General features: G+C 61.8%; 30 protein-coding genes and 1 pseudogene. 18 read left to right on the top strand and 13 right to left on the bottom strand.

Annotated features, from left to right (window positions below):
- Window positions 1-8 precede the first annotated feature (8 nt).
- Genes AC1U7K_RS18510 through AC1U7K_RS18495 form a run of 4 tightly spaced genes read left to right on the top strand, consistent with a single transcriptional unit; the run spans window position 9 to window position 3,690 of the window.
- Entirely contained in the window at window positions 9-554 is a 546-nt protein-coding gene (locus AC1U7K_RS18510; RefSeq protein ID WP_480253316.1) for a DUF2231 domain-containing protein, read from the top strand.
- Window positions 551-1,369: a hypothetical protein gene (locus AC1U7K_RS18505; protein WP_480253315.1), complete on the top strand. Its 819-nt coding sequence runs from the start codon at window positions 551-553 to the stop codon at window positions 1,367-1,369. The genes AC1U7K_RS18510 and AC1U7K_RS18505 overlap by 4 nt, the downstream gene beginning before the upstream one ends.
- 7 nt (window positions 1,370-1,376) lie before the next feature.
- The gene (locus tag AC1U7K_RS18500) at window positions 1,377-2,045 is read left to right on the top strand and encodes a gluconate 2-dehydrogenase subunit 3 family protein (RefSeq protein WP_480253314.1); all 669 of its coding nucleotides are present in this window, start codon (window positions 1,377-1,379) and stop codon (window positions 2,043-2,045) included.
- Complete coding sequence (locus AC1U7K_RS18495) at window positions 2,035-3,690, top strand: GMC family oxidoreductase (RefSeq protein ID WP_480253313.1); 1,656 nt, start codon at window positions 2,035-2,037, stop codon at window positions 3,688-3,690. The genes AC1U7K_RS18500 and AC1U7K_RS18495 overlap by 11 nt, the downstream gene beginning before the upstream one ends.
- Before the next feature lie 12 nt (window positions 3,691-3,702).
- Here the strand turns inward: AC1U7K_RS18495 and AC1U7K_RS18490 are convergent, their stop codons facing one another.
- Window positions 3,703-3,834 (bottom strand): hypothetical protein, encoded by a 132-nt coding sequence (locus AC1U7K_RS18490; protein ID WP_480253312.1) that lies wholly within the window; start codon window positions 3,832-3,834, stop codon window positions 3,703-3,705.
- Window positions 3,835-3,957: 123 nt separating this feature from the next.
- Between AC1U7K_RS18490 and AC1U7K_RS18485 the strand changes: the two genes are divergently transcribed.
- Entirely contained in the window at window positions 3,958-5,433 is a 1,476-nt protein-coding gene (locus tag AC1U7K_RS18485; RefSeq protein ID WP_480253311.1) for a molybdopterin-dependent oxidoreductase, read from the top strand.
- A 2-nt stretch (window positions 5,434-5,435) separates the two neighbouring features.
- Window positions 5,436-5,864, top strand: a complete 429-nt coding sequence (locus AC1U7K_RS18480; protein WP_480253310.1) for a hypothetical protein — start codon at window positions 5,436-5,438, stop codon at window positions 5,862-5,864.
- Between the two features lie 107 nt (window positions 5,865-5,971).
- Here the strand turns inward: AC1U7K_RS18480 and AC1U7K_RS18475 are convergent, their stop codons facing one another.
- A complete protein-coding gene (locus tag AC1U7K_RS18475) occupies window positions 5,972-6,859 on the bottom strand; it encodes a (Fe-S)-binding protein (protein ID WP_480253329.1) in 888 nt (295 codons plus the stop codon).
- Between the two features lie 174 nt (window positions 6,860-7,033).
- A pseudogene (locus tag AC1U7K_RS18470) lies at window positions 7,034-8,254 on the bottom strand (FAD-binding and (Fe-S)-binding domain-containing protein); the annotation flags it as partial.
- A gap of 361 nt (window positions 8,255-8,615) precedes the next feature.
- Here AC1U7K_RS18470 and AC1U7K_RS18465 point away from each other — a divergent pair.
- From AC1U7K_RS18465 to AC1U7K_RS18455, 3 genes are all read left to right on the top strand, one after another.
- On the top strand, window positions 8,616-8,903 hold the full coding sequence (locus tag AC1U7K_RS18465) for a PEP-CTERM sorting domain-containing protein (RefSeq protein ID WP_480253309.1): 288 nt from the start codon (window positions 8,616-8,618) through the stop codon (window positions 8,901-8,903).
- 229 nt (window positions 8,904-9,132) lie between these two features.
- Window positions 9,133-9,513, top strand: coding sequence for a hypothetical protein (locus tag AC1U7K_RS18460; RefSeq protein WP_480253308.1), 381 nt, complete (start codon window positions 9,133-9,135; stop codon window positions 9,511-9,513).
- A gap of 89 nt (window positions 9,514-9,602) precedes the next feature.
- Window positions 9,603-9,797, top strand: a complete 195-nt coding sequence (locus AC1U7K_RS18455; RefSeq protein WP_480253307.1) for a hypothetical protein — start codon at window positions 9,603-9,605, stop codon at window positions 9,795-9,797.
- Window positions 9,798-9,904: 107 nt separating this feature from the next.
- Here the strand turns inward: AC1U7K_RS18455 and AC1U7K_RS18450 are convergent, their stop codons facing one another.
- The 3 genes from AC1U7K_RS18450 to AC1U7K_RS18440 form a co-directional block, all read right to left on the bottom strand.
- Complete coding sequence (locus AC1U7K_RS18450; RefSeq protein ID WP_480253306.1) at window positions 9,905-10,837, bottom strand: prohibitin family protein; 933 nt, start codon at window positions 10,835-10,837, stop codon at window positions 9,905-9,907.
- Window positions 10,838-10,860: 23 nt separating this feature from the next.
- Window positions 10,861-11,223 (bottom strand): hypothetical protein, encoded by a 363-nt coding sequence (locus AC1U7K_RS18445; RefSeq protein ID WP_480253305.1) that lies wholly within the window; start codon window positions 11,221-11,223, stop codon window positions 10,861-10,863.
- A 461-nt stretch (window positions 11,224-11,684) separates the two neighbouring features.
- Complete coding sequence (locus AC1U7K_RS18440) at window positions 11,685-11,849, bottom strand: hypothetical protein (RefSeq protein WP_480253304.1); 165 nt, start codon at window positions 11,847-11,849, stop codon at window positions 11,685-11,687.
- A 242-nt stretch (window positions 11,850-12,091) separates the two neighbouring features.
- Here AC1U7K_RS18440 and AC1U7K_RS18435 point away from each other — a divergent pair, with 242 nt between their 5' ends.
- Window positions 12,092-12,283 carry a hypothetical protein gene (locus tag AC1U7K_RS18435; RefSeq protein ID WP_480253303.1) on the top strand — a complete coding sequence of 64 codons (192 nt, stop codon included), beginning with the start codon at window positions 12,092-12,094 and terminating at the stop codon, window positions 12,281-12,283.
- A 90-nt stretch (window positions 12,284-12,373) separates the two neighbouring features.
- Here the strand turns inward: AC1U7K_RS18435 and AC1U7K_RS18430 are convergent, their stop codons facing one another.
- Together AC1U7K_RS18430 and AC1U7K_RS18425 are read right to left on the bottom strand one after the other, a co-directional pair.
- Window positions 12,374-12,640 (bottom strand): hypothetical protein, encoded by a 267-nt coding sequence (locus AC1U7K_RS18430; protein ID WP_480253302.1) that lies wholly within the window; start codon window positions 12,638-12,640, stop codon window positions 12,374-12,376.
- Between the two features lie 99 nt (window positions 12,641-12,739).
- Window positions 12,740-13,543 carry a PDZ domain-containing protein gene (locus AC1U7K_RS18425; RefSeq protein WP_480253301.1) on the bottom strand — a complete coding sequence of 268 codons (804 nt, stop codon included), beginning with the start codon at window positions 13,541-13,543 and terminating at the stop codon, window positions 12,740-12,742.
- A 321-nt stretch (window positions 13,544-13,864) separates the two neighbouring features.
- Between AC1U7K_RS18425 and AC1U7K_RS18420 the strand changes: the two genes are divergently transcribed.
- Both AC1U7K_RS18420 and AC1U7K_RS18415 read left to right on the top strand, forming a co-directional pair.
- A complete protein-coding gene (locus AC1U7K_RS18420; protein WP_480253300.1) occupies window positions 13,865-14,392 on the top strand; it encodes a Slp family lipoprotein in 528 nt (175 codons plus the stop codon).
- A gap of 131 nt (window positions 14,393-14,523) precedes the next feature.
- Window positions 14,524-14,814: a LuxR C-terminal-related transcriptional regulator gene (locus tag AC1U7K_RS18415; RefSeq protein ID WP_480253299.1), complete on the top strand. Its 291-nt coding sequence runs from the start codon at window positions 14,524-14,526 to the stop codon at window positions 14,812-14,814.
- A 47-nt stretch (window positions 14,815-14,861) separates the two neighbouring features.
- On the opposite strand, the gene zwf is transcribed toward AC1U7K_RS18415, so the two are convergent.
- Both zwf and AC1U7K_RS18405 read right to left on the bottom strand, forming a co-directional pair.
- Complete coding sequence (gene zwf / locus AC1U7K_RS18410; protein ID WP_480253298.1) at window positions 14,862-16,319, bottom strand: glucose-6-phosphate dehydrogenase; 1,458 nt, start codon at window positions 16,317-16,319, stop codon at window positions 14,862-14,864.
- A gap of 114 nt (window positions 16,320-16,433) precedes the next feature.
- Window positions 16,434-17,294: a TrmH family RNA methyltransferase gene (locus AC1U7K_RS18405; RefSeq protein WP_480253297.1), complete on the bottom strand. Its 861-nt coding sequence runs from the start codon at window positions 17,292-17,294 to the stop codon at window positions 16,434-16,436.
- 277 nt (window positions 17,295-17,571) lie between these two features.
- On the opposite strand from AC1U7K_RS18405, the gene AC1U7K_RS18400 reads away from it, so the two are divergent.
- Both AC1U7K_RS18400 and AC1U7K_RS18395 read left to right on the top strand, forming a co-directional pair.
- Complete coding sequence (locus tag AC1U7K_RS18400; protein WP_480253296.1) at window positions 17,572-18,087, top strand: hypothetical protein; 516 nt, start codon at window positions 17,572-17,574, stop codon at window positions 18,085-18,087.
- Between the two features lie 28 nt (window positions 18,088-18,115).
- Window positions 18,116-18,583, top strand: coding sequence for a helix-turn-helix domain-containing protein (locus AC1U7K_RS18395; protein WP_480253295.1), 468 nt, complete (start codon window positions 18,116-18,118; stop codon window positions 18,581-18,583).
- Here the strand turns inward: AC1U7K_RS18395 and AC1U7K_RS18390 are convergent.
- On the bottom strand, window positions 18,580-20,544 hold the full coding sequence (locus AC1U7K_RS18390; protein ID WP_480253294.1) for an OPT family oligopeptide transporter: 1,965 nt from the start codon (window positions 20,542-20,544) through the stop codon (window positions 18,580-18,582). The two genes, AC1U7K_RS18395 and AC1U7K_RS18390, sit on opposite strands and share 4 nt — an antisense overlap.
- Window positions 20,545-20,718: 174 nt before the next feature.
- Between AC1U7K_RS18390 and AC1U7K_RS18385 the strand changes: the two genes are divergently transcribed.
- The 4 genes from AC1U7K_RS18385 (at window position 20,719) to AC1U7K_RS18370 (ending at window position 23,608) form a co-directional block, all read left to right on the top strand.
- Window positions 20,719-22,368 (top strand): alpha-keto acid decarboxylase family protein, encoded by a 1,650-nt coding sequence (locus AC1U7K_RS18385; RefSeq protein WP_480253293.1) that lies wholly within the window; start codon window positions 20,719-20,721, stop codon window positions 22,366-22,368.
- Between the two features lie 267 nt (window positions 22,369-22,635).
- A complete protein-coding gene (locus AC1U7K_RS18380) occupies window positions 22,636-22,896 on the top strand; it encodes a hypothetical protein (protein WP_480253292.1) in 261 nt (86 codons plus the stop codon).
- Window positions 22,897-22,914: 18 nt separating this feature from the next.
- Window positions 22,915-23,091, top strand: coding sequence for a hypothetical protein (locus AC1U7K_RS18375; protein ID WP_480253291.1), 177 nt, complete (start codon window positions 22,915-22,917; stop codon window positions 23,089-23,091).
- 142 nt (window positions 23,092-23,233) lie between these two features.
- The gene (locus AC1U7K_RS18370) at window positions 23,234-23,608 is read left to right on the top strand and encodes a hypothetical protein (protein ID WP_480253290.1); all 375 of its coding nucleotides are present in this window, start codon (window positions 23,234-23,236) and stop codon (window positions 23,606-23,608) included.
- Between the two features lie 44 nt (window positions 23,609-23,652).
- On the opposite strand, the gene AC1U7K_RS18365 is transcribed toward AC1U7K_RS18370, so the two are convergent.
- Both AC1U7K_RS18365 and proC read right to left on the bottom strand, forming a co-directional pair.
- Complete coding sequence (locus tag AC1U7K_RS18365) at window positions 23,653-23,844, bottom strand: hypothetical protein (protein WP_480253289.1); 192 nt, start codon at window positions 23,842-23,844, stop codon at window positions 23,653-23,655.
- Between the two features lie 59 nt (window positions 23,845-23,903).
- Window positions 23,904-24,719: a pyrroline-5-carboxylate reductase gene (gene proC, locus AC1U7K_RS18360; protein WP_480253288.1), complete on the bottom strand. Its 816-nt coding sequence runs from the start codon at window positions 24,717-24,719 to the stop codon at window positions 23,904-23,906.
- Between the last annotated feature and the right edge of the window lie 102 nt (window positions 24,720-24,821).

Below are 24,821 nucleotides of genomic sequence, written 5' to 3'. Positions count from 1 at the left end.
GCCCGATCATGACGTGGCAGCGCGCGGTGGCCTTGACCGGGCTCACCGCGCCGCTGCATCCCATCGTCGTGCACTTCACCATTGCGCTGTTCGTGACCGCGCTCGTCTGCGATCTCTTGCTCGCGATCTTCGGCATCGCGTCGCTCTCGCAGGTCGGCTGGTGGACGCTGCTCGGCTCGTGTCTCACGACTCCGGCGACACTGCTGACGGGCGCGGCCTCCCGCATACGAATCCCGATGGAGGAAGGCGAGGCCCGATCGTTTCTACGCACCCACATGGCGTTGGGGCCGGCGCTGTTCGGGCTGATCATCTGCTTGACGGTGTGGCGAGGTGCGCTCTGGGAAGCCGGCGCGGAGCCGTCGTCCGCGTATCTGCTGGCGCTCATCGCCACAGCCGCCGTCATGACGTTGCAGGGCTATCTGGGTGGCGAACTGGTGTACCGATATGGCGCCGAGGTCAAGACTCGCTATCGCGAGTTACCGGGGCACCAGCCACGAACGCGACAGCCGCTCGTCTTTCCGTACCGATTGCCGGGCGACCGGCGCGCCATGTGATGACACACGCCTTTCTCGGCTTGAACCCCTATCAATGGCTCGCCCTCATCGTCGCGCTCACGACCCTGTTCGTCGCGTTCGACGCGCTCGTCGGCCACTATCGACACCGGTTCTCCTATCGGCTGCAGTACGCGCCGCTCCTCACCGGTTCACTGCTGATCTTCTCCGCGCTCGGAGTCATTGCGTTTCCTGGCAGTACGACCGTGATCGCGGCGCTGTCGATCGTGGGATGCATCGCGGCCGCCGCGGGGCTCATCGGCTTCGGCTATCACCTCTATTACGGCATCATCATGAAGCCGGGCGGCTTCTCCTGGCTCCTTCACTATTTGATGTACGGTGCGCCCCTCCTTGCGCCATTCGCATTGACCGCCATGGGGGTGTTGGCCGTCGTCGCAGCGGCCGGTCTGGCCGGCGAGCAGACCGCCTTCGGCTTTCCAATCCCCTCCGTGTTGGTCGTCTTCGTGACCGTGGTCCTGCTGGGTAGCATCCTGCAAGCCGCCATCCTTCACTACCGGGGCGCCTTCAACAATCCGGTGATGTACGCCCCGCTCAGTGTACCGGTGGCCACCGTCCTGGCCGGCGTCTGGGTGGCCGTCGCACCCTCGCGGAGCAGTCTCCTCATCTTTGCGGGACTGCTGTGGGTCACCTTGATCATCGGGTTCATCGGCTTCGGCATGCATCTGCGTGGGCTCGATCGGCAAATGGGCGGCCTGTACGTGCCGCTGTTCAACCTCATGCAAGGGCCGCCGCAAGGTGCGCCCGGCCTCTTTGCCGCGTTGGCGGGGATCGGCCTCATCGTCGTCTATTTGTTGTGAGTCGCCGATGAGCACCGCGCGTCGAATTCAGCTCTCCCCGCAGCCGGACGATGGATCGATCCGCAGTCACTACCCGCACTTCAACGTCTTGGACAAGTGGGCAACACCGGATTGGGACGACCAGACTCGCGTCGTCATCCGGGACCGGATCGAGAACGTCCCGGCGGTCCGTTTCTTTACCGAACACGAAGCGCGCACGATGGAGGCGGTGGTCGATCGCATTCTGCCGCAACCGGATCGGCCGCCTGCGCAGCGGATTCCGATCGTGCCGTGGATCGATGAGAAATTGTACGACGACAAGCGGGACGGCTACCGCCGCGACACATTGCCGCCTCAGCGCGAGTTGTGGCGCGCGGCGCTGCGGGGCATCGATGAAACGGCGGAGGCCGTCTTCGGGGTGCCCTTCGTCACGCTGGACGCCAAGGCGCAGGATAGCGTGCTGCGAAAGCTCCAACGCGACGAGGCACCGGGAAAAACCTGGCAGAGGATTCCGGCGCATGTCTTCTTCAGCAAAGTGCTGACCATCGCTGTCATCAAAACCTACTATGCCCACCCCGCGGCCTGGAATGAGATCGGCTACCACGGGCCCTCGTCGCCGCGCGGCTACAGCCGCTTCTGGGACGGCGGGGTCGATCCCTGGGATGCCGAATTCGAGGAGCCATCCGATGCACGGTGAGGCCGAAGTCGCGCCCTGGGTACTGACCGCGCCCGGCATTCATGGCGACCGCGTGCCGATGCGCGACTGGTCGCGCGAGGAGGTGGATTTCTGTATCGTCGGGGCCGGCGCAGGCGGCGGGGTGCTGGGCGCCAAGCTCGCCGAGGCGGGCTTCTCAGTCGTCCTGCTCGATGCCGGCGAGCATTGGGACCCCATGCACGATTTTGTTTCGGATGAAGTAGCCGCGGGCAAGCTCTTTTGGACCGATGAGCGCATCGTCGGCGGCCAGCATCCCGTCGAATTGGGGTCCAACAATTCCGGCCGCGGCGTCGGCGGAAGCACGGTCCATTACTCGATGGTGGCGATCCGTGCCCATCCGGAAGATTTTTATCGCCGCTCGCTCGACGGGTCGGTTGAGGGCGCCAATCTCGTGGATTGGCCGCTCACGTTCGACGATCTCGAACCCTATTACGACGAGGTCGAAGAGGCGCTTCAAATCGCCGGCCCGACGTTGTATCCGTGGGGCCGTCGCCGACGTCGCTACCCGCAACGCGAGCATCAGTTGAACGCCTGTGCGAACATTCTCGTCCGCGGCTGCCGGCGGCTTGGGATTCCGGTCGCCCCCTCTCCAATCGCCACGCTCAGCGCACCGCATGCCGACCGCCCGCCATGCGTCTACCGCGGCCTCTGCAACTACGGCTGCTCGACGAACGCGAAAAGCTCCATTCTCGTGACGTACATCCCTCGTGCGATCAGCGCCGGCGCCGAAGTCCGGCCCGACTCGATGGTAGCGCAGATCACGCACAACCACCGGGGCTTGGTCGACGGCGTCCTGTACTTCAAGAAGGGTCGCGAAGGCCTTCATCGGCAGCGCGCAAAGCAGGTCGTCGTGGCCGGCTATGCGATCGAGTCGCCTCGCCTGCTGCTCAACTCGGCGACCTCCCGTTATCCGGACGGGCTCGCCAATTCATCGGGCGTCGTCGGGAAATATTTCATGGTGCAGTCGAGCGATCAGGCGTATGCGAAGTTCGAGAATCGCATCAACATGTACAAGGCGCCGCCGCCGGGCGGCGCGATCAGCGAGCACTTCAACCGGACCATCCCGGGGAGTGGCTTCATCTGTGGCTACGTGATCGAAGTCATCGGGCCGCATCCCGTGGAGTTTGCCGAGCGGTTGATGGCGGGACGCGAACTCTGGGGCCTGGATCTCCGGCGCGAGATGCTCGACTACAACTTCTATTCGGGGCTCGGGATGGTCGGCGAAGTCATGCCGCAGGCCTCCAATACCGTGACCCTGCATTCGACGGAGCGCGACCCCTACGGTCTGCCGGTCGCCTATGTCCGCTTCTCGTACCATGAGAATGACACGCGTGTGATGCGGCATGCGCATACCACGATGACGCAGATTCTCGAGGCCGCGGGCGGCCGGCAGTCCTGGACGGCTCCGCGAACCGCGCATTTAATGGGAACGTGCCGAATGGGCGGGGACCCGGCGACGTCCGTCGTGGGCGCCGACTGCCGCGGTCACGATATCCCGAATTTGTACATTTGCGATGGGTCGGTGTTTCCCACATCCACCGGCGTGAACCCCTCGCTGACGATTCAGGCGCTCGCAGCGCGGACGGCCGACCGCATCTGCGCACGAGCACGTCGGGGCGAGCTGTGAGCGTGAGTCATGCTACGGTTGCTGAGAAGACGAGCGAGGCATCGGATCGCGGCGCGGATTGTAATGAAGCACCAAATAGCCGAGCACGGAGATTAGCCACGCGACGATGGCGAGAATGATGACCGCCAGCACGATCGGGTCCATACCGCCATGATCACTCCAAGCCGTCTCTCTGAGCTATCGGCAGGCATGACCGCGTGGGTGGGACTGCGATGGACAGCATGAGGTGGATTCGGATTGATAGGCTGACGACATAAGGGCACCACTATGGAACCGCTGGGCTTTCCGCTCTGGCTGCGCATCAATCATCTGATCAATCTGTTCTGCATTTTCGTCCTGATTCGAAGCGGGATTCAAATTCTCTTCGATCACCCGAAGCTCTACTGGAACGACGGCACGACCCCGGGCACGGATTGGATGCGGTTCGGAAAGAAAGTCATGCCCAAGGACCGCCTGTGGACGTCGATGGACGAAGCGGAGGAAGTGAGCTCGCTGATCGCGTTGCCCGGCGGCCATCACCGACTCGGCGCCGGTCGGAATTGGCATCTGTTGATCATTCCACTGTGGATCGTGAACGGGCTGACGTATGTCGCGCTCCTCTTTGCGACCGGGGAATGGGTGCGGCTGATCCCGACCAGCTGGACGATCATCCCGAAAGCCTGGGAAGCGTTCCTGACCTACGCGAGCTTCCACGTCCCGCCCGCGAGCGAGTTTCAGCCGTACGAACCGTTGCAGCAGCTCACGTATGCGGCCATCGTGTTCCTCGTCGCACCGCTCATGATCGCGACCGGCCTCTGCATGTCGCCGGCCTTCATTGCGCGCTTTCCCCGGTACCCGAAACTCTTCGGTGGCCGGCAAGCCGCTCGCAGCCTGCATTTCATCGGCCTCATCACGCTCCTGCTGTACACGATCATCCATCTCACCCTGGTCGTAGTGGTGAGGTTTCCCGAGGACATTGCGGAGATGGTGCTCGGCATTCGGACGGAACAGGCGCCGCTGGCCGTGACGATCGCGTCGGCCGTGCTCCTCGCTGTCATCGGGTTTCACATTCTGGCCACCCGCTTCACGCTGACGCAGCCGCGGCGGTTCCAATTGATCTCCACCGCGATCTTCGAGCCGCTCATCCGCTTCGTGTTCGGCCGGCTCCAGTCGCGCCAACATTATACGAAGGCCGAGATCTCGCCCTACCACCGGGTCAACGGATACCCGCCGACAAGTGAGGAATATCACAAGCTCGCCAAGGAAGGGTTTGCGGGCTGGCGGCTCCATGTCGACGGGTTGGTCGAGCGGCCGCTCGAACTGTCGCTCGACGATCTGCGTGCGCTGCCTCGATATGAACACATCGCGAAACACAACTGCATCCAAGGCTGGTCCGCCGTCGCACAGTGGGCGGGCGCCAGGATGATCGACGTCATCGACCTGTGCCGGCCGTTGTTGCGCGCCCGCTACGTGGCCTTTCACGCCTTCATGCAGGCGGAATACGAGCCAGAATCGTATTACGAGGTCTTGACGCTGGAGGAGGTGCAAGACCCGCAGACGCTGCTGGCCTACGAGATGAACTGGGAGCCGTTGCCGCTCCAGCACGGCGCTCCGTGTCGGCTTCGCATGGAAACCAAGTTGGGCTACAAGATGGTCAAGTATCTCACCGCCATTTACTTTGTGGAGGAACTAGCCCACGTCGGCGAGGGGCACGGCGGATATCGCGAAGACCATCAGTTCTACGACAAGGTCGCCTCGATTTAGCCATGGCGACGTATTTCCTTCATGAGACGACCGCGCCGCTCGACCATCCCTCGCCAGATGAGCGGGCGATGGTTCACGTGAGTCGCTACTATTACGATGATATCGGTGATGAAGTCTTGATCCGTCATTTTCACCGGGCAGGCGGACGTGCTCATTTCCAGAACGAGGAGCGCATTCCGGCAGCGGAGGCGTCGAGTGAGATTCGCTGGCGAATCAAGAGCGCTCAAGGAGAGGTGCCGTCGCCGGAGGACCTCAAGCGAACGAGCGAGCGAATTGCCCGCCGCCTGGTTCAGGTAATGAACCTGGCCGTTGGCCGGTTGTCGACTCTGCTCGGCCGCCGATCGTCGCTGACTGCTCTCCCCTCCCGAGCAGGAGGAGACGGCGCCAAGAACTATCCGGCAAGAACTCATTCGGATAGTGTTCGACCTTAGCCACTGCGCCGCCGGGCCGCGAGCATGATTCCCCCGATTGCGGCAGCGGCCAGGCCGGAGATGACAAGGAGCTGCCAGGGCGTGCCGTCGCCTCCTATTCGGTTGGCTCACGCATACTGTCGTTCGGGAAACTTGCCGTGCCCATTCCGCTCGCTGAGCCCTCGGCCGCGTGCGATCGCTTCCTGCATCGCGAGATGAAGGACTTCGGCCAGATGGAGGGCTTGGCGGTCCGTCGTTTGTCGGATCTGCTCGCGACAGCTAAACCCATCGGCGATGATGAGCGTGTCCGGTGAAGCGGCTCGCACGGCGGGCAGCAGCACCAACTCGCCGACCTTCAGCGACGTCTCGTAGTGCTCGCGCTTGAAGCCGAACGAGCCCGCCATGCCGCAACAGCCGGAATCCAGAATCGTGAAATCCAAGCCGAGCTTGTCGAGCACCCGCGGCTCCGCGTGCAGCTTCATGACGGCCTTGTGGTGACAGTGCCCATGCACGAGCGCCCGGCGATGGAGCGGGGGCAGCAGCGCACGCGGCCGCTCGCGTTCCAGATATTCGGCGAGCGTGAAGGTCTGGCGCGACAGCCGCACAGCCGTCTGGTCATGGGGAAACAGATTTGTCAGTTCATCGCGAAACACGGCCGTGCAACTTCGCTCAAGCCCGACGATCGGCGTCCCGGCCTCGATCTCGCTCCTGAGTGAGGTGAGAATCCGCCGCAGCAAGGAGCGCGCGTGGTCCAACATGCCGAAGTCGTAGAGCGGCCTGCCGCAACACAACGGCTCGGTTGGTACGAGGACCTCGCAGCCCAGCGATTCCAGGACCTCGACCGCCGCCTTCGCCGTCCGAGGATTAAAATAATTGTTGAACGTGTCAGGCCAGAGGATCACCCGGTGTGGGCCGGGTCGGCTCGGGCGGCCTCGTCGGCGGAACCATTCCACGAAGCTCGTGCGGGCGAACGGCGGAAACGTGCGATGGGGCGAGATGCCGGCGACCGCCTTCATCACCCCGCTGAGTCCCGGGGTCTGAGTCAGAAAGTTGGCAAGGTCGGGGACGAGCGACGCGAGCCGCGCCCACATATGGATCAGGCCCATCGAATAGGCGGCCGGCGGCCGCAGGCGCCCCGCATAGTAGTGGGAGAGGAACTCGGCCTTGTACGTCGCCATATCGACGCCGACCGGACAATCGCCCTTGCAGCCCTTGCAGGCGAGGCAGAGATCGAGCGCTTCATGGACGTGATCGTCGCGCCACCCCCCGTTCACCGGATCGCCTTCGAGCATCTCGAACAGCAGCCGCGCGCGGCCGCGCGTCGAGTGCATCTCTTCGCGCGTGACCCGGTAGCTTGGGCACATCGTCCCCTTGTGCTCCCGGCGGCATTCGCCGATGCCGATGCACCGAAGCGTGGCGCGCGAGAAGCTGTACTCGTCGTGCGGGAAGCGAAAATGCGTGTGAAGAACCGGCGGATCGTAGTCCGTTCCCAACCGCAAGTTTTGGTCGACCCGATACGGCCGCACGACCTTTCCGGGATTCATGCGCCAGCGCGGGTCCCAGATCGTCTTGAATTCCTCGAACGCGTGGACCAGTTCATGCCCGAACATCTTTGGCAGGAACTCGGCGACCGATTGCCCGTCTCCGTGCTCACCGGAGAGCGAACCGCCATAGGCGAGCACGATGTCGGCCGCCTCTTCATGGAACGCGCGGAGCGCGCGCAGCCCATCCCCAGTCGTGAGGTCGTAATCGATGCGCGTATGGATACAGCCCTGCCCGAAATGACCGAAGAGCGTGCACTGATAGCCATACTTGTCGAACAGGCGCCACAGGTCGCGTAGGTACGCTCCCACCTTCTCGGGCGGCACCGCGGAATCCTCCCAACCGGTCCAGTCGATTTTTTCACCCGGCACGTTCGCAGCGGCAAATCCAAACTTGCGCACCGCCCAGACACTGTCTTACTCATGGGGATCATTGAAGATCGCCGCCTGCGGCCAATCCCCGTGTTTCGCCAACGCCGCGATCATGCGCCGAGCGCGGTGATCGGCCTCTTTCTGCACCTCCCCGCCGAATTCCACGAGCGGCCACCCGCCGCCCTCCGGCAGCTTCCTCGTCCCCGGGACCGCGCCCTTCATCTTCGTGATCGCCTCGACGAGCACGCGGTCCATCCCCTCGAGACCGATCGGCTGAAATGCCATGATCTCCAAGACGTGATCACCGGCACGCGCGACATCAGGGAAGCCGAGGACGACCAGGGAACGCGCCGGCGGGCTGTCGACGAGGCGGAGGGTCGCCTCGAGCACCAGGACGCACGTGCATTCAGAGCCCACCAGCGCTTTCGCGACATCGCATCCATGCTCGTCGAGCAAGGCCGGCAAATTGTAGGAGGCCCAATGCCGATCGAGCGACATCCCACACCCTAGGTCTCCTTCGACGTAGCACATGCTGAAGGGGGGTACGAATGTCACACCGACACGCCGACGGCGCCGAGAAGAAGTACCAGTTTCTGCACAAGACCCGTTTCTTTGCGCCTCACTCATCATCCATATTGGAGAACTCCACCAACGGCGTCGCCTGCCTGCCGACTGGTAAACCACCACTGCGGTGCTGTCATTCTTTAGTGTCTTACACCCATTCGCATACAGTTGAATGAAGAGGAACACAGTCGAGCGAACGCGACGAAGGGATGACGACCAAGGTCCAATTGTTTCCTGCCGGCGCGTCATTTATCGTGAGCCACGGGTTGACGACTGTACGGCGAAAGGAGTGAAGATGAATCATCGAGTCGGCAAACTGGGAGCCGTCCTGCTTGGGCTGGTGATCATTGCCGCCGGGGCCGAACAGGGATTGGCGATGTCGTTCGGTCGGCACCATGGCGGCGGGGGTGGGGGCGGGACAGCGCCTCATCCAACCGGAGCCTCGACCACATATGCTTCCCCCACGCCCATCGATGCCTACCCGTATATCACCCCGGTTCCGGAACCTTCGACGATCATGCTCCTCGCGTCCGGCCTGGCCGGCCTCGGCATACTACGGTGGAGAAAGAGTAAAGGCCGCTGAGCCGTCACGACAGGATTGCGATTACTCGCCCGCCTCCCCCTCTGCTGACTGTACGGAGAAGACCAGAGCCGTTACCGCAGTCTATTCACGTAGAAAGAGGAGCCACTTAACCTGACCTACTTTAACATTAAATTATGTGACGTTTCCTATTTGCCTCGTGCTAGAATGCTTCCGACCCGGCATGGCGCCGGGGAAGGGATTGATTGCAATGCACCAATAAGGAGACGTCATGCCGAAATCCGCTGCACAGAAACAAGTCGCACGATTGATGGAACTAGCCGGTGCCGAGACCAAAGCCGATCTTGCACGCGCGCTCGGCATTACCAGCCCAGCGATCTCGATCGCGCTCAGCAAGGGCCGCATCCCTCCAGCGTGGGCTGAGCGGCTGCAGGGCCGCAAAGCTCGTCCGATGGTCGCCGCGAAGAAGCGGCAGCCGCAAGCCAACGGCCACCAACGCATGGCTCGCACCACGGGGGACAACAATGAACGTGCCGTCGAACCGTTGACCCGGCGGTCGGAACTGATGCGGGCGTTTCGATTGATGAGCTCGGGACTCAAGCAGGTCGCCGAAGGCGTCGATCACCTCGCCGCCTCCATCGGCGGACGGTAACTTCCGGAAGCGCTTACCGCTTCGTGTTTAGGGAGAGGCGCGACTTTCCCCTTGGCATGCAGTCGGACTACACTAAGCCGAGGTGGAAAATGCCCTGGGATACCTTACTCACGACCGAGGAAGAGCGTGCAGCGGAAGCTGCGTTTCACGGCGATTCCCCAAACCCGCGGTGGACACGTCGCGCCCGCTCTCTCTATGACGCGATTATCGCGCTCACGAACGGACGCGATGTGCTGGAACCGGGCATCGTCGACGGTACCCGAGAAACCCGTATCGGCGCTTAACCATCGAGACCGTGAACGGCCGGCATTGCCACCCGGCACCGCGCGGTGACGCTCACCTGATCCTGTTCGCGTGAGTCTTCTCGAACTCTTCGCGTTCGGTTATCGGTCTACTTCTCCGGTGGCTCCAACGATTGAAGATTTAATTCGTGCTCTGGGCGTGAAAAGGACCGGCCTTCTCGTTCGAGCGGAGTGACGGGCCGCGGCGTCTCGGTCCCCGGCGTGACCAGCAGCGGCGTGTTGAGGTTCTCGGGCAGCAGAATGAGTTTGGCATTCGGGCTGTCATAGAGTTTGAAGCGCAGATATTCGGGGGTCAGCGTCTTGGCGATCGCCTCTTGCGCCTTCGCTTGCCCGGCCGCGCGAATCTGAAGTCCCTGCGCCTCTCCTTCCGACCGAATCCGGACGGCGTCACCTTCACCCCGCGCGCGCCGCCTCGCAATCTCGGCGTCTTTTTCCGCAATGATCAACTCGAACTCCTTCTGCTCCTTCTGTTGCTCCTTGGCCTGTTTTTCCTCGATAGCGCGCAGCACGACGGCCGGAAAATCAACGTCAGCCAATGCGACGCTCTGTATGTCGAGGTGGCGGCCCTTTAATTTTTCGACGACGACGGCCTGTACCTTGCTGGCGATCTCGACGCTCTTTTCCGGCACGGACACCATCGGATAATTCGACACGACGCTCCGGACCGCCGCCATAAATTCCGGCCTGACGACGCGCCCATAGAAATCGGTCCCCACTTCCTGCGCCAGGAAATGGATTTCTTCCGCGATGGGCCGCAAAATGATGACGGCTTTGATGAGGACTTGGAGGTCATCGGCGCTGAGCGCGTCGACGTTTTCCGTGAAGCTCTGCCATCGCACATCGTAGGTATAGATATCGTTCCACGGAGCCCGCCAGTAAAAGCCGCTCGTGAGCGGCTCAGTATCCAAGCCGCGCGTAAACGGATACCACCGAAGGCCACGCTGGCCCGGCTGGACCGTTGAGCCACAGGCTGAGATAAACATGACCAACACACACAGCACGAGGCTGATTCGCGCGCGCATGGTCCCTCCTTGCCTCCCGTGGGCTACGAGCTGGAGTCAGGCGCTGTCCGGCGTCCCCGATCCGCCCGCTTGAGATGCTGCTCGGCCAAGTCATCGTGCTGCTCCGCGGTCACGAAGTACGAATCCGCAAGCAACCGTGCGCCCTTGACCCAATCGGAATCCGCGCCGAACAGCCGTTCGTACACCGCCGCCTGACTAAGCGCCTCTTCGGCCCGGCGCCGGTAGCGCTCTGCCTCTTGTTGGTAGTACCGGGCAATGGCCACCTGCTCTTCGCCGGGGTCGAACGATGTGAGGCCGAGCGGGGTACGGGGGCTGTAGCAGCCGGACAGTCCGATTGTCAGCGACATGAAGACAATCAACAGCACCACAGAGCGCATGGTACTCATGAACGAGATCGTACTGTTGCAGGTCGTCTCACGAAGGCCACACGTCAGCCCCTACGTAAATCAACAGTAGTACCGGCGTCAAGCCAATACCATCAGCTGAGCAGAGAACCGGAATCGGGAGGCGCCTTACGTAGCTCAGCACCATCGGAGGCTGGTCGGCTCCGCCGCGTCATGACAGGCAAAGGATTTGCTTATCTCACGATATCGAGCGCTGTCGTTTGAGCGAGCAAGACTCCGGGGGCGATCAATCAGCCGGGGTCAGAAATGACCATGGAGGAAAAGATGACGCGCTGGGAAGCTGAAGCCTTGATGCAGCAACACCACAGACTTTCAGAGGACGCGGAGGCTGAGGACAGAACGGCGGCCGCCGCACAATCTGTCCCGACGATGGGTTCCAAGGGACCGGTTGCTTCGTTCCCGGCCGGCCGCACACGTACGGATCGCAGATCGACCGTTCGCGCCTAGGCTTGTCCACGTTCCAGGAAGAGCAGGATGGACCGCAACTTCAGCGTGCAGGTCTCAAGCCGAAGTTTCTCAATTTCGGTGATAGACAGCCCTTGTTTGATGCACTCGTGGATATGATCGCAGGCCGTGAGGAAGGATTCGATCACGTCTTCTTTGTCCATGGCCCCCTTAACTCCAGTCCGTTTACGTTGACGAGTCGATCGTTCGCTGTCCGTTCTCGGCCTACACTGTACGCCCCACCCTTTAACATTGGTATTCACAAACGCTCGTAAGCTCTTCTCTGACGGCGATACCCGGATTCCTGTCAAACGGAAACTTCTTTCAGGACAAAAATTGCCTCCTTCTTAAGGAGAATGGCCGAAGCCAGCTGGCCTGATTACTCTGCGGCTATTCACATCGAGACATGTGGGAGGCACGCATGTTCACGCTGAACGATGTCGTCTTTATCTTTTTCCTCGTCCTACTCGCGATCGGCATGCTTTATCCCCGGTGGCGAAGCCGCACCGATCGAATCCCGACGTTGAACCATCAACTCCTTGCTAGCGGCTGTATCCGTCGGGCCGAACAAGACTGGATGCTCCGTCGCAATTGGTGACGGTCGGGACATCTCCAGCCTATCGGCGTTAACGGAGCGGCACAGGCCGGCGTCATGCGTGAGCCGGGTCGTCTTCTGATCGTCTCACTCTCACCCAGAGCTGGGCTCCTTGACGGGCGTTGATTTGGGCGTGACTTCGTAGAGCTCCGCCTCATGTCGGGCCCAGCGTAGCTCGGCTTCGCGCACCAATTCCTCAAGCTCACGTTGAACTGCTTCGATCTTCTGTCTGAATACTTGGAGATCGGTCGACTCCACCAGGACGATCTGTCGTCGATCACAAGTCGACAAGCCGTATTCGAGGGCACAGCGAAAGGCGAGCGTGCCGGATGCACGCATCCGCATATGGAGTCGGAGCACCCGCATCGTCCTTTACTATACGTTTGGATTCTGAACGCGGGATTAGACGAGGATTAGAACGATCTTAGGGTGGCGAGGAGTAATGATAGCGCACGAACTTCATCGCGCTCTCGGGTAGCTGCGTTCAGTAGCGGGAATTTGAAAAGTCAGCCGCTGGCTGCCGCGGCGAACCGTTAAAATCAGTGTCTGACCGCTTTCGACTTCGCACGCCCGCATGGCTTGCCACTGGCTGTACCACTGATCGCTACTTAAGCCGTTACACGACAGCACAATGTCGCCTACACGTACGCCGGCGCGTGCGCCGGGCGTATCGGGTTCCACTTCGCCGATTACGGCTTGCCTCGTCGTTCCGGAGGTTTCCATGACCCACCGCACGCCCGTATGGCTGGAGCCCTGCAGACCGCCCTGCACGGCAAGCCGAAAAACCAGTTCACGGACAATGGCCTGAGCCGCGCGTTGAAGCGGTTCATGCACCGGCGTTTCAAAATGGCCTTCGCCGGCAAACAAGACCTCACCGGTCGCGACATCGAGCAGTCGCCATGCCAATGCCACCTGCGAGTCGCGCATCACCCGGCCGTCACCATCGGTGTGGCGGGTCGCGCTCCAATAGGACACCTCGCCCGTCGCGACTGCCTCGGCCTCAACGATCCGGCCGATGTCCCGCGCCCACTGATCGCCCATGCGGACCCTCTGGGTAGGTTGTTGTTCCATGGCACGCCCCAATTGCTTCGAATCGATGACCGTAAATCCGTGCTTTCCCAATGTCGCCGCCACCAAAGCCGAGACGGTCACGCCGGATGTGGGTGCCTGCGGCGCATCGCGGAACGGCACGACGGCAATCCGCTGAAAGTGATCGATCGTCGCAGGGCTGAGCGAGCCGGCGACATGTATGGCGGGCAGCAATGCCGGTCGAGCAGCGGAGAACGAACGAGCTGTGGAACGTCGGGAGGGTTCTACCTCCTGCGTGACGTCCTGATGTCGGGTCAGGCTGCAGGCGGTGAGGACAGACACAAGACCAAAGAACGCTGTGTGACGGATCATCGCGAAAGCATGTCGCATTGTTGCCTAAGTGTAACGGCTGCTCCTGCATCGTCAATAGTGCTGAGGTGATGCAAGACCGCATGAGCGCGACTGCCGGATTCAGGGTAGGACCCGGGCCGATGGTCTTCGCGCGTTTCGCCCTGCTAGAGTCACCTCGTCACGTGACCGCATTCGTGTCGCTCGATGCGCAAGCTTCCCTTCATCATGTTGATCCTCACCACCGGCTGCACGGCCAGCGCCGTGATTCCCGATGCCATGGATGCGCAAATCGATAAGACGGTCACCTTTGCGGAGCTGCGGCAGGATCCCGACCGATATCGCGGGCATGTCGTGGCGTTGGGCGGAAAGGTGTTGAGTGTGTTCCCCGGAGAGCACGAAAGCCGGTTGGAAATCCTGCAGTTGCCCTTGGACGACTTTCATCTACCTCGTGCGCCACTGTCGGCATCCGAAGGCCGGTTTGAGGCAACCGAAAAGCGGTTTGTCGATCCCGCCCTCTTCCCTGAAGGGACGCGCGTGACACTCGTCGGCGAGGTGGTCGGCTCTCGGGAAGATCAGATTGGGTCCGTGCGGTCTATCTACCCGGTGATCGCCATTCGATACGTCCGCATCTGGGAGGTGGTCCGCCCTTATTCATGGCCCGGCGGCCGCCCGTGGAGCCAGCCGTGGACCGGCTCCTCGAACTTCCAACCGCGCCACAGCGGGTGGTTTTGATCGGGTCCCTGCGCCGGTGGCTAGGGTATTCCACGTCCATGGCGCGGCTACGCACTTGTCCGCGGCGTCGGACGTGCAGGGTGTGTGAATACTCTTGTGAGCGCCCGCGGCCTTTTGATACGTATAACGTCATGGCTCACGCTGAGAGATATACGGGAACGTCACAGTCTCGCCACACGACGCCGTTGACGCCGCGGCAACTGGAAATCATCAGGCTGGTGAGCGAAGGATTAACGAATCAGGAGATTGCCGATCGGCTCGGGCTGAGCCGGCGGACGGTGGAAGTTCACCGTTTTAATATGATGCGCCGCCTTCAAGTGCGGAACGTCGCTCAACTCCTTCGCCAGGCGCTCGCGCAACGGTTGATCCCCGGATACGGCGGCCGACGGACGAAGCCGCTCTCGACCGGTCGGCGCGCTTAGCGCGTGCGCGAGAGCAGGGCCCCGATTTCCTGTAGTGCACACGGCGCTTACCAGCCGATCTGCCACCGTCGCCCATCGCGCTCGAGAAGACGGTCAGCGGCTTCGGGCCCCCAACTCCCCGCCGTATAAAAGTGTACGGGTAGATGTTGCTCGAGAATCGGCGTGTACAGCCGCCATGCCGCCTCAGCGACGTCGGCCCGCACGAACAGCGTTTGATCCCCGACGACAATATCGTGAATCAGGGTTTGATAGGCATCGGGCAGCGACCCGAAGGCACGTTCATAGTCGAACTGGAGCGAGTGCGCGCTCAACTGAAACGGTTTGCCGGGCGTTTTGACGGCAAAGCAAAAGGCAAAGCCTTCGCTCGGCTGAAGGGTGATCAACAGAAGATTCGACTCCACATGATGGATGCCGACCGACTCGAACAGGCGCGTCGGCGCCTCCTTGAACCGCACCGAAATTTGTGACAGCTTGCGAGGCAAGCGCTTGCCCGTTCGCAGATAGAAAGGTACGCCCTGCCATCGCCAATTGTTGATATGTAACTTCATCGCGACGTAGGTTTCGGTCGTCGAACCTGCAGGGACGCCCGCCTCTTCACGATACCCCGGGATGACCTGATCCTTGACCTTCCACGCCGTGTACTGCCCGAAGACGCTATCACCCTCCTGGATCGGCGGAATTGCGTGAAGCACTTTCAACCGTTCGTTGTGGATCGCTTCGGCCTCGAACGTCACCGGCACTTCCATCGCAACGACGGTCATCAACTGGGTCAGGTGGTTCTGGACCATGTCGCGTAGGGCTCCCGCACGATCGTAGTAGCCGCCCCGATGCTCCACGCCGAGGTCTTCGGCAACGGTCACCTGGACGCTGTCGATCCGGTCCCGATTCCACAACGATTCGAATATGGGATTTGCAAAACGGAAAGACAGGAGGTTCTGCACCGTCTCCTTACCGAGATAATGGTCGATCCGATAAATCTGCCGTTCCTCGAAATAACAATGGAGCAAGGCGTTCAATCGATGGGCCGAGAGCAGATCGTGACCGAATGGTTTTTCCACGACCACCCGCGTCCACCCGCGGCTATGATTCAGTCCCACCTCGCCTAACGTTTCGATCGTCGGGGGAAAGGCGGTAGGCGGCAAGGCCAGATAGAAGACGCGGTTCCCGGGCAGGTTGCGATGGTGCTCGATCTCCGCCAGGTGCTTGGCGAGTCGCTGATAGTCGGCTGTCTCGCCCTTCCCCACCGACACGTAGGAGATGGAATTGTGGCACCACTCCTCGACATCTCGGACCGGCCGATACCCGCTGCCGACGAGGGCATCGCGGGCCCAGCCTCGATAGTCCTCTTCGGACAGCTCTGGCAGCGCCGCACCGAGCACGACCGAATTCGCGGCAAGCAAACCCTGCTCGCGAAGCCGATAAATGGCGGGCAGCAATTTCCGCTGCATCAAATCGCCGGTGCCGCCGAGCACGACAAAAACGTTCGGTTCAACTTGGTTCGCCATGGGGCCTCTGTGTGACAAACACGGCGACCACGAGCGGCGCGCCGGTTCCGTTGTTGCTATTCATGCTACCACTCGCTGGCATGTCTGTACGCCGGACTGCATGTTAGTCTGTCGTCATCGTGGGGTCCTGCCTAGTCGCTTGCCTCCTACAGATGCGGCGGGTCGCTGTTCCACCAAACCGCGGTATACCGGGGTCGATTGCAAATAGAAGAGCGCAATCGCAGCCGTCGCCGCCACATTCAATGATTCGACGGGCGGCTCGATGGGGATATGGAGCCGGTACGTGGCCGTCTGGATCGTCGACGCCGACAGGCCGCGGCTCTCATTGCCCAGACAAACCACAGTCCGAGGTGACTTGCGCGTGAGGGCGCGAATCGGCTGTGTCCCCGGCTGAGCCACCTCCGTCGTGATGATGGTGCATCCGTGCGCCACTAAGATACTGACGTCGGAAAGCCGAAACGTGGGAATGTGAAGGACGGCGGCGGATGAGGCCCGGACGACCTTTGGATTGTAGTTATCAGCAGAGTCGCCGGACAACCAAACGGCATCAGCACCGAGCGCCGCCGCCGTGCGAATGATGGCCCCCACGTTGGTCGGGTCTTGGAGCGCCTCACCATAGACGCCGAAAAGATCCTGACGTCCGAGAAGACCTTCCGCATCCCACGCGGGCTGGCGGACGACCGCCAAGACACCCGGGGGAGCCTTCAGACCCGACAACGTCTCGTACACCTGCTGAGGGCAGGTGTAGACCGGCACCTCGGAATCCAGAAGAAAAGTCCGAAGGTCATGATCCTGTTCGAGCCAGTCATGAGCGGCAACCACCGAAAGCGCAAGGTGCCGCCGTGTTGCGAGAAGGTCCCGCACCGCCTTCGCACCTTCCAGCACAAAGCTTCGGTCGGCATCCCGACGCTTCTTGTCGCGGCTGAGTTCCCGGATGGCGCGGCTCTGGGCGGTGGAAAGTGAGCGAAGTGGCATGGCGATCAGCACACAGCTCTACGGAAACGCGGTAGCGCTGTCAAGGAAGACGACCGCGAATCCCCAGGCATCCACAAGACGCTATCTTGACCACAAAGCGGCGCATACACCGAGAAGGTTGACGCAATGGAGACGATACCCAACAATCCACAAGCGGGCAATCCATGTTTGTAGTCAAGTTGCAGCGCGAATGGGCCAAATAGTCGCGGGCCACAATCGGCGCCGCAATATCCTGTAGATTGCCAAATGAAGAGTTTTACGTCATAGTTTCGTCGCAATGGACAAACTTCAAGGCACCTTCAAGCTCCGCGTGAAGATTGGCGAACGCGAGTTCGAGGCCGAGGGACAACCGGACGTCGTGGCGGCGCGCTTCGAGGAATTCCGTGCGATCGCCGAGGGGACCATTGCATCGATAGCCCGGCCAACACATGCCGTGCAGCCGCCGTCTCATCCGTCGGCGCGCGGCATCTTTCGGCTGAATCCGAACAGCCACACCATCTCGCTGCGCATCCCACCCCAAGGAGAGGATCGGCAACCGAACGCCGCGCTGTTGATCCTGTGGGGGTATCACGTGCTCCGCGGAGAGGAGGAAGTCGCAGTTACCCGGATCACTGACGCGCTCCGGCAGTCGGGCGTACCGGTTGCCAGGCTCGACCGCGTGTTGGGCCGCTATAGCAAGCAGCAAATGGTTTTGAAAGCGGGACAGGGCAAGGGTGGGCGCTACCGGCTCACCAATCAGGGTCTTGCGCGAGCGGAAGCGCTGGCACAGGAGCTGGCTTCGCTGGTTGAATGAGGGACAAGTCGTTCGGTATCATCGCCCCATGCCGATCAGCGACTCCCTCCGTGCCTGGCGGCTGTCACGGCAGCATTCGACCGCGGCCTTAGCGGCTAGAACCGGCCTCCCCGCTTCCACGATCGACGCAATCGAATCCGCGGATCTCGATCCTCCTGTTTCTCTCTTGGAAGCCTTGGCGGCTGGCTTAGGGATTCCGCTCTCCTGGCTTCACGTCGATCCCAAACAGATCGAGCTGCTGTCGGAAGAGGCGGATGATGAGGAGTGCCGTCGTGATGGGCACGTGTCGGTGGACCCCGTCCTCGAACCGATTCTCGCCGCCGGTCAGGATCACCGGGAACTGTACGCCCTGCTGACACGCCTGCTTCAATCCGGCGATCCGAAGCTGATTCGTGCCGCCGAGGTCAGCCTTCGCAGCCTGGTCAAACAATCACGGCAGGCGACCGTTCCCTGGCAATCTCGCCCTCCCGGCCATTTCGAACCGCCCAGCGACTAGCGCGGTTCTCGACGATTCAGAGCCGCACGGTACAGCGCCAGCCCAACCAGGCCGACGACGGCGAGCCCGGGCCACCCGCCAAGCGGCGGTTCGGTAAACATGGCGAACGGCTCGGCTGTCATGCCGGGCACGAGGGCCGTCAACGCAACGGGGAGCGCCAAGAGAATGCCCATGAGCGCTTCTCCCGTGATCAGCCCTGCTGCGAACAAGAGTCCTCGGCGGGCGCTGCTCCCGCCACGACTCCGCTGCGCTGCCACATGTGCCACGACCCCCCCGACGACGATCGCTGCCGAAAGCTTCAACGGAAGATAGATACCGAGCGCGACCGCAAGCACCGGCAGGCGATCCGCCTTGCCCGCCGCCGCGCGCCGCTGATCGATCAGAATGATGCCGACGGCAATGGCCGCACCAAGTCCGACCAAGTGCCACGGCAGTCCGGCTCCGAAGACGCTCTGGGTCAGGCCGGCCATCAACGTGGCCTGCGGGGCAGTCAATGGATGGGGGTGTGCCGGTGTAGGCTCCCCGATGCCATACTTGGCTTGCAGCAGCGACAGCACCGGCACGAGAACGAGCGCGCCCGTGAGGACGCCGACGACCTGCATGATTTGCTGTTTCCACGGAGTGGCGCCGACGAGATGGCCGGTTTTCAGGTCTTGCAAGTTGTCGCCGCCCATCGCAGCGGCACAACAGACCACCGCGCCGATGACCAACGCCGCCGCCGGTCCAGCCGGATCGCCAGGGCCCATCAAGACAACCAGGAGCAGCGAAGCGACCATGATCGTCGCGATCGTGACGCCGGAGACCGGATTGCTGGAACTGCCGACGAGGCCGGCCATATAGGCAGCGACCGAGGAGAACAGGAAGGCGGCCACCGCCATGAGGACGGTCATGAGGATCCCAAGAGGAATCGTGCCGACCACGCCGGTGTAAATCGCGGCCATGGGGAATAAGACCAGAAAGAACGGGACGACGATCCACGGCAACGGCGCATCCTGCTCGGTCCTGATGGATCGCGGCGCTCCCGCGCCTTGGCGCGCCGCTCGGTAGCCCTCGCGCAGCGCGTGCACACTGCCCCAAACCGGTGCTCGCAATTGCGTGAGCGTCCAGAGTCCCCCGACGAGCATTGCGCCGATGCCCACGTATCTGATCTGACTACTCCAGATCGCCTTTGCGGCAGCCAGGCTCGACACTCCTTCTGGGACACCGGTGAACAGGCCGTAGAGCGGCATCAGGACGACCCAGCCGAGGACGCCGCCAACAAATACCACGATGGCGGTCTTAAGACCGATGATGTACCCAACGGCCAGTAACGCCGGTGAGAGATTGAGGCCGCCATAAAGAACGGTACCGCCTGCCCGCAACGCTCCCTCGAGTGACTCGCTCCACGCGCGAACGCCGCTCTCGGCAAATTTCACGATGCCACCGACCAGCGCAGCGGAGAACAGGGCCACCACATCGCGACTCGACGAAAGGTCGGCGCTCCGGCCCTCTCCCGCTCCCGCCCCGACTTTTAAGACTTCGGCGGTCGCAACCCCTTCAGGGAACCGTAACGCCGCCGTCACGATCAAGGCGCGACGCAGCGGGATCGTAAAGAGCACGCCGAGCAGCCCACCGACAGCCGCGATCAGCGTCGTCTGCCAATACTCAAACGCGGGCCAATACCCGATCAACACGAGGGCCGGAACGGTGAAAATGACGCCGGCTGCGAGCGCTTCCCCGGATGAGGCCGCCGTCTGCACGATGTTGTTCTCGAGAATGTTGGAGCGGCGGAACAGACGCAGAATGGCCATCGAGGCCACGGCGGCGGGAATCGAGGCCGAGACCGTCATACCGGCGAACAGGCCAAGGTACGCATTTGCGGCCGCGAGGACGGCGGCGAGGATCACGGACAAGAGAACGGCCTTTGGTGTAATTTCGGGGAGTGTGCGTTCAGCGGGAACGACGGGACGCTCAGTGCTCATCAGAACAAAACCAGGAGCATCGTGAGGGGCGGCCACCGGACGGAGATGGGGACGCGGTGTGGCAGTGAAAGCGCATGCGCCATCATAGTCGCGTCGCTGGAAATTGCAACGCGATGCGTTGCCTCCTAGACTTTCCCTGCCTCCCTGGGTAGAGTCAGCGCTGAAGGAGGAACTATGGAGACAATTGCATCGACGCTGCTCGACCGCCTCTCCCAATTAGGGCTGCGGCACATGTTCGGCATCCCCGGCGACTATGTGCTCAGCCTCTACAAGCTCATCGAGCACTCGCCGATCCAGCTCGTCGGCACCACGCGCGAGGATAGTGCCGGCTTCGCCGCGGACGCCTATGCGCGCGTCAATGGGATCGGCGCGGCCTGTGTGACGTATTGCGTTGGCGGTCTCAACGTCGTGAACCCGATCGCTTGTGCTTATGCCGAGCGCTCCCCGGTCGTGCTCCTCTCCGGCTCGCCGGGGCTCACCGAGCGGGTCCACAATCCGATGCTTCATCATATGGTGCGGGATTTTACGACGCAGAAGGAAGTCTTCGAAAAAGTCACCGTCGCGGCCGTGATCCTCGATGACCCCTTGACGGCCGAGCGCAAGATCGATCGCGCACTCTCGGCACTGGTCCGGTACAAACGTCCCATCTACATCGAAATTCCGCGCGATCTGGTCCATGTGCCCATCGACAAGCGGCCGGGTGCCTCGACGCCGCCGCTCGACAAAAGCAACCCGGCGGCACTCGCCGAAGCCGTGGCGGAAGTCCGCGAAATGCTCGCGACGGTCGAACGCCCCGTCCTACTGGTGGGGGCCGAGGTCCACCGCTTCCATCTCCAGGACGATGTGGCCCGCTTCATCGAACGGATCAACATTCCCGTGGCGTCGACCTTGCTCGGCAAATCGGTCATTCGGGAAGACCATCCGCTCTTCATCGGTGTGTACGGCGGATTGATCGGGCGAGATGAAGTGCAAAAGTTCGTGAATGAGGCCGACTGCTTGATCATGCTCGGATCGATCTTGACCGATCTCGAAGACTTGGGCCCGACCTCGCCCGTCATGCGGGCCGGACGGACCGTGCATGCCACGGCCGATGCGATTACCATCAAGCATCACCGGTACGAGCGGGTCTATTTCGAGGATTTCGTCCGCGCCCTCATCAACGCGCCGATGCCCCATTTTCCATCCCGGGACTTACCGACGGCCGAAGCGCTCATGCCGGCCCTCCCCTTCCCGGATCAACAAGCGACCCTGCGCGGCCTGTTCACTCTGTTGGAGAGCAAGCTCGACGAGAAGATGCTCGTGATCGCCGATATCGGCGAGTCGCTGTTCGCCGGCGCCGATCTTCACGTGCGGCGCCGCAGCGAGTTCATGTCCCCTGCGTACTACACCTCGATGGGATTCGCCGTGCCGGCGGCTGTCGGTGTGAGCTTCGCCGATCCGTCGTTGCGCCCGATCGTGCTCGTCGGCGATGGCGCCTTCCAGATGACCGGTACGGAGCTTGCGACCTGTGTCCGGTACGGTCACACCCCGATCGTGATCATTCTGAACAATCGCGGCTATTCCACTGAACGTGAAATCCTGGAAGGCCCGTTCAACGACATCCCTGAATGGCAGTATGAAAAGATTTGCGCGCTGGTCGGGGGCGGAATCGGCCATAAGGTTCGGACGCACGGGGAACTCGTGGCGGCGTTGGATGCCGCCTTTGCCGATCGACACACGATGCACGTGATCAATGTCGTGCTGGATCCCGCTGATCGTTCGCCCGCCATGATGCGGTTGGCACATCGACTCGCCAAACGTGTCTCGGTTGTCGGACAGACATAAACACTGATGTCGGATTCTTGGACCTTTTCAAACTACGCGCCGCGCGAAAGACTTGCGGTATCATCGGCGTGAAATCACCGGCCTGGCGCAGGCATTTTGATCAACCGCGTTCCGACACGCCCCCCTCATCATCCGCCGGTTCCCTTTTGCCGCGTTTGTCCGGTAGGATGCATCCTTGTTCCTACCAAAAGTCGTAGTTCAAATGTTGGATTGAACAACGCCTCGAACACGGTCATGATGCAGGCGTTCCAGCGTCGGGAGGATGGCATGGAGACGATCGTGTGTGTGGACGGGTTGGCTCCTTGGATGACCTCGGCAGACTTGCACGCCTTATGTGCCCGGTACGGAATCGTGGAGTCGGCGGAAGTGATCACGGACGAAGCCGGCGAGTCGCTGGAGTATGGCTTCGTGAAGATGGCGACGGTCGAACAGGCCGACGACGTGGTGGGTGGTCTCGACGGCCTTGACCGGTACGGGACGGTCCTGTACGCGGCACGACTGTCGCCGGAATTGGCCCTGGCCTCCTGACGGCCGATGCAGCCCTACGTGAAGGCTCTGCTGAAACCGGCGATCGCGTGTGCGTTGATTTTGTGCTTCGGCTTGATCCCGCTGTTTTATGAGGAATCCCTCCTCGGTCGGCGCCTGCCGGCCTCGATGGAGATGCTCTATACCCTCGTCGTGATCCACATCAGTCTCTTCCTGATCAGGGCGAAGAAAGACTAAGGGCCGGGACTCGCTCCGCAGCGACACCGCGCCATCCTGGGCTTTCCGGCCGGCTCTTCAACTCCCAGTCGATCCGAAACTCCACATTGCCGGCTCTCCGCTATACTGAGTGGAGAGTGACGATAGCCCGGAGGGAATCACCATGAAATCGTTCATGTCTGTTGTGGCGCTTACGGTCTGCTTGCTCGCCGTCCCGGGATGGGCACAGCACCGCGAGGAGTCATCAGCGCCTGCGACAGACGTGCTTGCCCTGATGCCGGCCGAAGTCTTACCCAAGCTTGAAATGCTGGCGTCGATTCTTCAGCGCAACCTTACCGAAGGACGCTTGACGGAAGGACAGATCGGTCAAGAGCTGGAGAACGGAGATCTTTCGACCTTGATTCAGGAATTAGGGCCAGACGCCGCTGGACTGCTTCAGGAGATTCAATCATCCCTCCAGTCACATCACACCAATACATCACTCACCCTCATGCTGCAGACGTTGTTGGGGCCGACCGCCGCCCTCGGCCAGCAATAGACCCGCGGGAACCGGGTGGACCAAGAGCCGCAGATTGAATTCCCTCACCCCTTCTTCGCGGCGAACACCGACGCGTCGCAGGAAATGTATTTGATCTGCTTCATCGGAATGATCGTCACTTCTTTGGCGGTATCGACTTCGAGGACCTCCATGTCGTCGCTGATGGTGTGACGGATGGCATCTTTGAAGATGATTTCCTGATTGTCGACGAACACGACCTTCACCCAATAGACCACGATGACTCCTTCGTTCGGGCCTCACAGCCCACCGTTCCCTAGCCGGCGCTCCTTGCCTGTTACGACGATCCAAGTTCGCGGGATCGCGTCACTGCCGCTTCGACGGCCGAGATCAACGCAGCCCGGAACCGCCCCGTCTCCAACTCTTCGAGGCCGGCGATCGTCGTCCCGCCCGGTGAAGCGACCCGATCTTTCAACTCCCCGGGATGCTGACCGGTCTCGATCAGCATTTTCGCCGTCCCAAGCACCGTTTGCGCCGCCAACAGTTGAGCAGTGCTGCGCGGCAGCCCCATCCGGACTCCGCCATCGGCCAACGCTTCAATCATGACATAAACGTACGCCGGTCCACTTCCACTGACGCCGGTGGCCGCATCCATCAACGCCTCTTCGACGACGACGACACTCCCGACTGATTCGAACAGCCGCTTCGCCAGGGCCTCGGTCGATTCGGCACGTCGGCCGCCGAAGGCCAGCGCCGTCATGCCGGCGAGAACCGTGGACGGCGTATTCGGCATGGCGCGCACAATGGCACAGTCCGGCTTCACATGAGCGGCAATGCGTGCAATCGGGTAGCCGGCCGCCACGGAAATGAGCACGCACTCGGGATGCAACGCGGGGCGGATTTCGCCGAGCACGGCATCGAGATCGTCGGGTTCCACCGAGACGAGTACAACGTCGGCCCATCCGGCCGCCTCCCGGTTATCCGCGCCGACACGGACCCGATACCGGTGCTCTATGTGCTGCCGGCGGGCCGCTTGGATGTCCGTTGCGTAGAGCTCGTTCGGCGACGCGAGCCTGGACGCCAGCATGCCGGTGACGAGCGCTTCGGTCATGCTCCCGGCACCGATGAACGCAATACGTTTCCCCAGCAACATGCGGGCATTATAGCGGTGGGTCCCTAAGGCTTCAACGATTTGAAGTACGGGACGGGATGCCGAGCCGGAGCCACACCGCCTTGCAGTTGAACGGCACGCTTC

This window comes from Nitrospira sp. Vd2 (genome assembly GCF_979581665.1).
The sequence above is the reverse complement of the archived record's forward strand: the minus strand, read 5'-3'. Positions and strand labels throughout refer to the sequence as shown.

Coding starts and splice junctions, on each gene's coding strand:
- AC1U7K_RS18510 (WP_480253316.1), top strand. CDS start 9: ATGACGTGGCAGCGCGCGGTGGCCTTGACCGGGCTCACCGCGCCGCTG.
- AC1U7K_RS18500 (WP_480253314.1), top strand. CDS start 1,377: ATGAGCACCGCGCGTCGAATTCAGCTCTCCCCGCAGCCGGACGATGGA.
- AC1U7K_RS18495 (WP_480253313.1), top strand. CDS start 2,035: ATGCACGGTGAGGCCGAAGTCGCGCCCTGGGTACTGACCGCGCCCGGC.
- AC1U7K_RS18490 (WP_480253312.1), bottom strand. CDS start 3,834: ATGGACCCGATCGTGCTGGCGGTCATCATTCTCGCCATCGTCGCGTGG.
- AC1U7K_RS18485 (WP_480253311.1), top strand. CDS start 3,958: ATGGAACCGCTGGGCTTTCCGCTCTGGCTGCGCATCAATCATCTGATC.
- AC1U7K_RS18480 (WP_480253310.1), top strand. CDS start 5,436: ATGGCGACGTATTTCCTTCATGAGACGACCGCGCCGCTCGACCATCCC.
- AC1U7K_RS18475 (WP_480253329.1), bottom strand. CDS start 6,859: ATGAAGGCGGTCGCCGGCATCTCGCCCCATCGCACGTTTCCGCCGTTC.
- AC1U7K_RS18465 (WP_480253309.1), top strand. CDS start 8,616: ATGAATCATCGAGTCGGCAAACTGGGAGCCGTCCTGCTTGGGCTGGTG.
- AC1U7K_RS18460 (WP_480253308.1), top strand. CDS start 9,133: ATGCCGAAATCCGCTGCACAGAAACAAGTCGCACGATTGATGGAACTA.
- AC1U7K_RS18455 (WP_480253307.1), top strand. CDS start 9,603: ATGCCCTGGGATACCTTACTCACGACCGAGGAAGAGCGTGCAGCGGAA.
- AC1U7K_RS18450 (WP_480253306.1), bottom strand. CDS start 10,837: ATGCGCGCGCGAATCAGCCTCGTGCTGTGTGTGTTGGTCATGTTTATC.
- AC1U7K_RS18445 (WP_480253305.1), bottom strand. CDS start 11,223: ATGAGTACCATGCGCTCTGTGGTGCTGTTGATTGTCTTCATGTCGCTG.
- AC1U7K_RS18440 (WP_480253304.1), bottom strand. CDS start 11,849: ATGGACAAAGAAGACGTGATCGAATCCTTCCTCACGGCCTGCGATCAT.
- AC1U7K_RS18435 (WP_480253303.1), top strand. CDS start 12,092: ATGTGGGAGGCACGCATGTTCACGCTGAACGATGTCGTCTTTATCTTT.
- AC1U7K_RS18420 (WP_480253300.1), top strand. CDS start 13,865: ATGCGCAAGCTTCCCTTCATCATGTTGATCCTCACCACCGGCTGCACG.
- AC1U7K_RS18415 (WP_480253299.1), top strand. CDS start 14,524: ATGGCTCACGCTGAGAGATATACGGGAACGTCACAGTCTCGCCACACG.
- zwf (WP_480253298.1), bottom strand. CDS start 16,319: ATGGCGAACCAAGTTGAACCGAACGTTTTTGTCGTGCTCGGCGGCACC.
- AC1U7K_RS18405 (WP_480253297.1), bottom strand. CDS start 17,294: ATGCCACTTCGCTCACTTTCCACCGCCCAGAGCCGCGCCATCCGGGAA.
- AC1U7K_RS18400 (WP_480253296.1), top strand. CDS start 17,572: ATGGACAAACTTCAAGGCACCTTCAAGCTCCGCGTGAAGATTGGCGAA.
- AC1U7K_RS18395 (WP_480253295.1), top strand. CDS start 18,116: ATGCCGATCAGCGACTCCCTCCGTGCCTGGCGGCTGTCACGGCAGCAT.
- AC1U7K_RS18390 (WP_480253294.1), bottom strand. CDS start 20,544: ATGAGCACTGAGCGTCCCGTCGTTCCCGCTGAACGCACACTCCCCGAA.
- AC1U7K_RS18385 (WP_480253293.1), top strand. CDS start 20,719: ATGGAGACAATTGCATCGACGCTGCTCGACCGCCTCTCCCAATTAGGG.
- AC1U7K_RS18380 (WP_480253292.1), top strand. CDS start 22,636: ATGGAGACGATCGTGTGTGTGGACGGGTTGGCTCCTTGGATGACCTCG.
- AC1U7K_RS18370 (WP_480253290.1), top strand. CDS start 23,234: ATGAAATCGTTCATGTCTGTTGTGGCGCTTACGGTCTGCTTGCTCGCC.
- proC (WP_480253288.1), bottom strand. CDS start 24,719: ATGTTGCTGGGGAAACGTATTGCGTTCATCGGTGCCGGGAGCATGACC.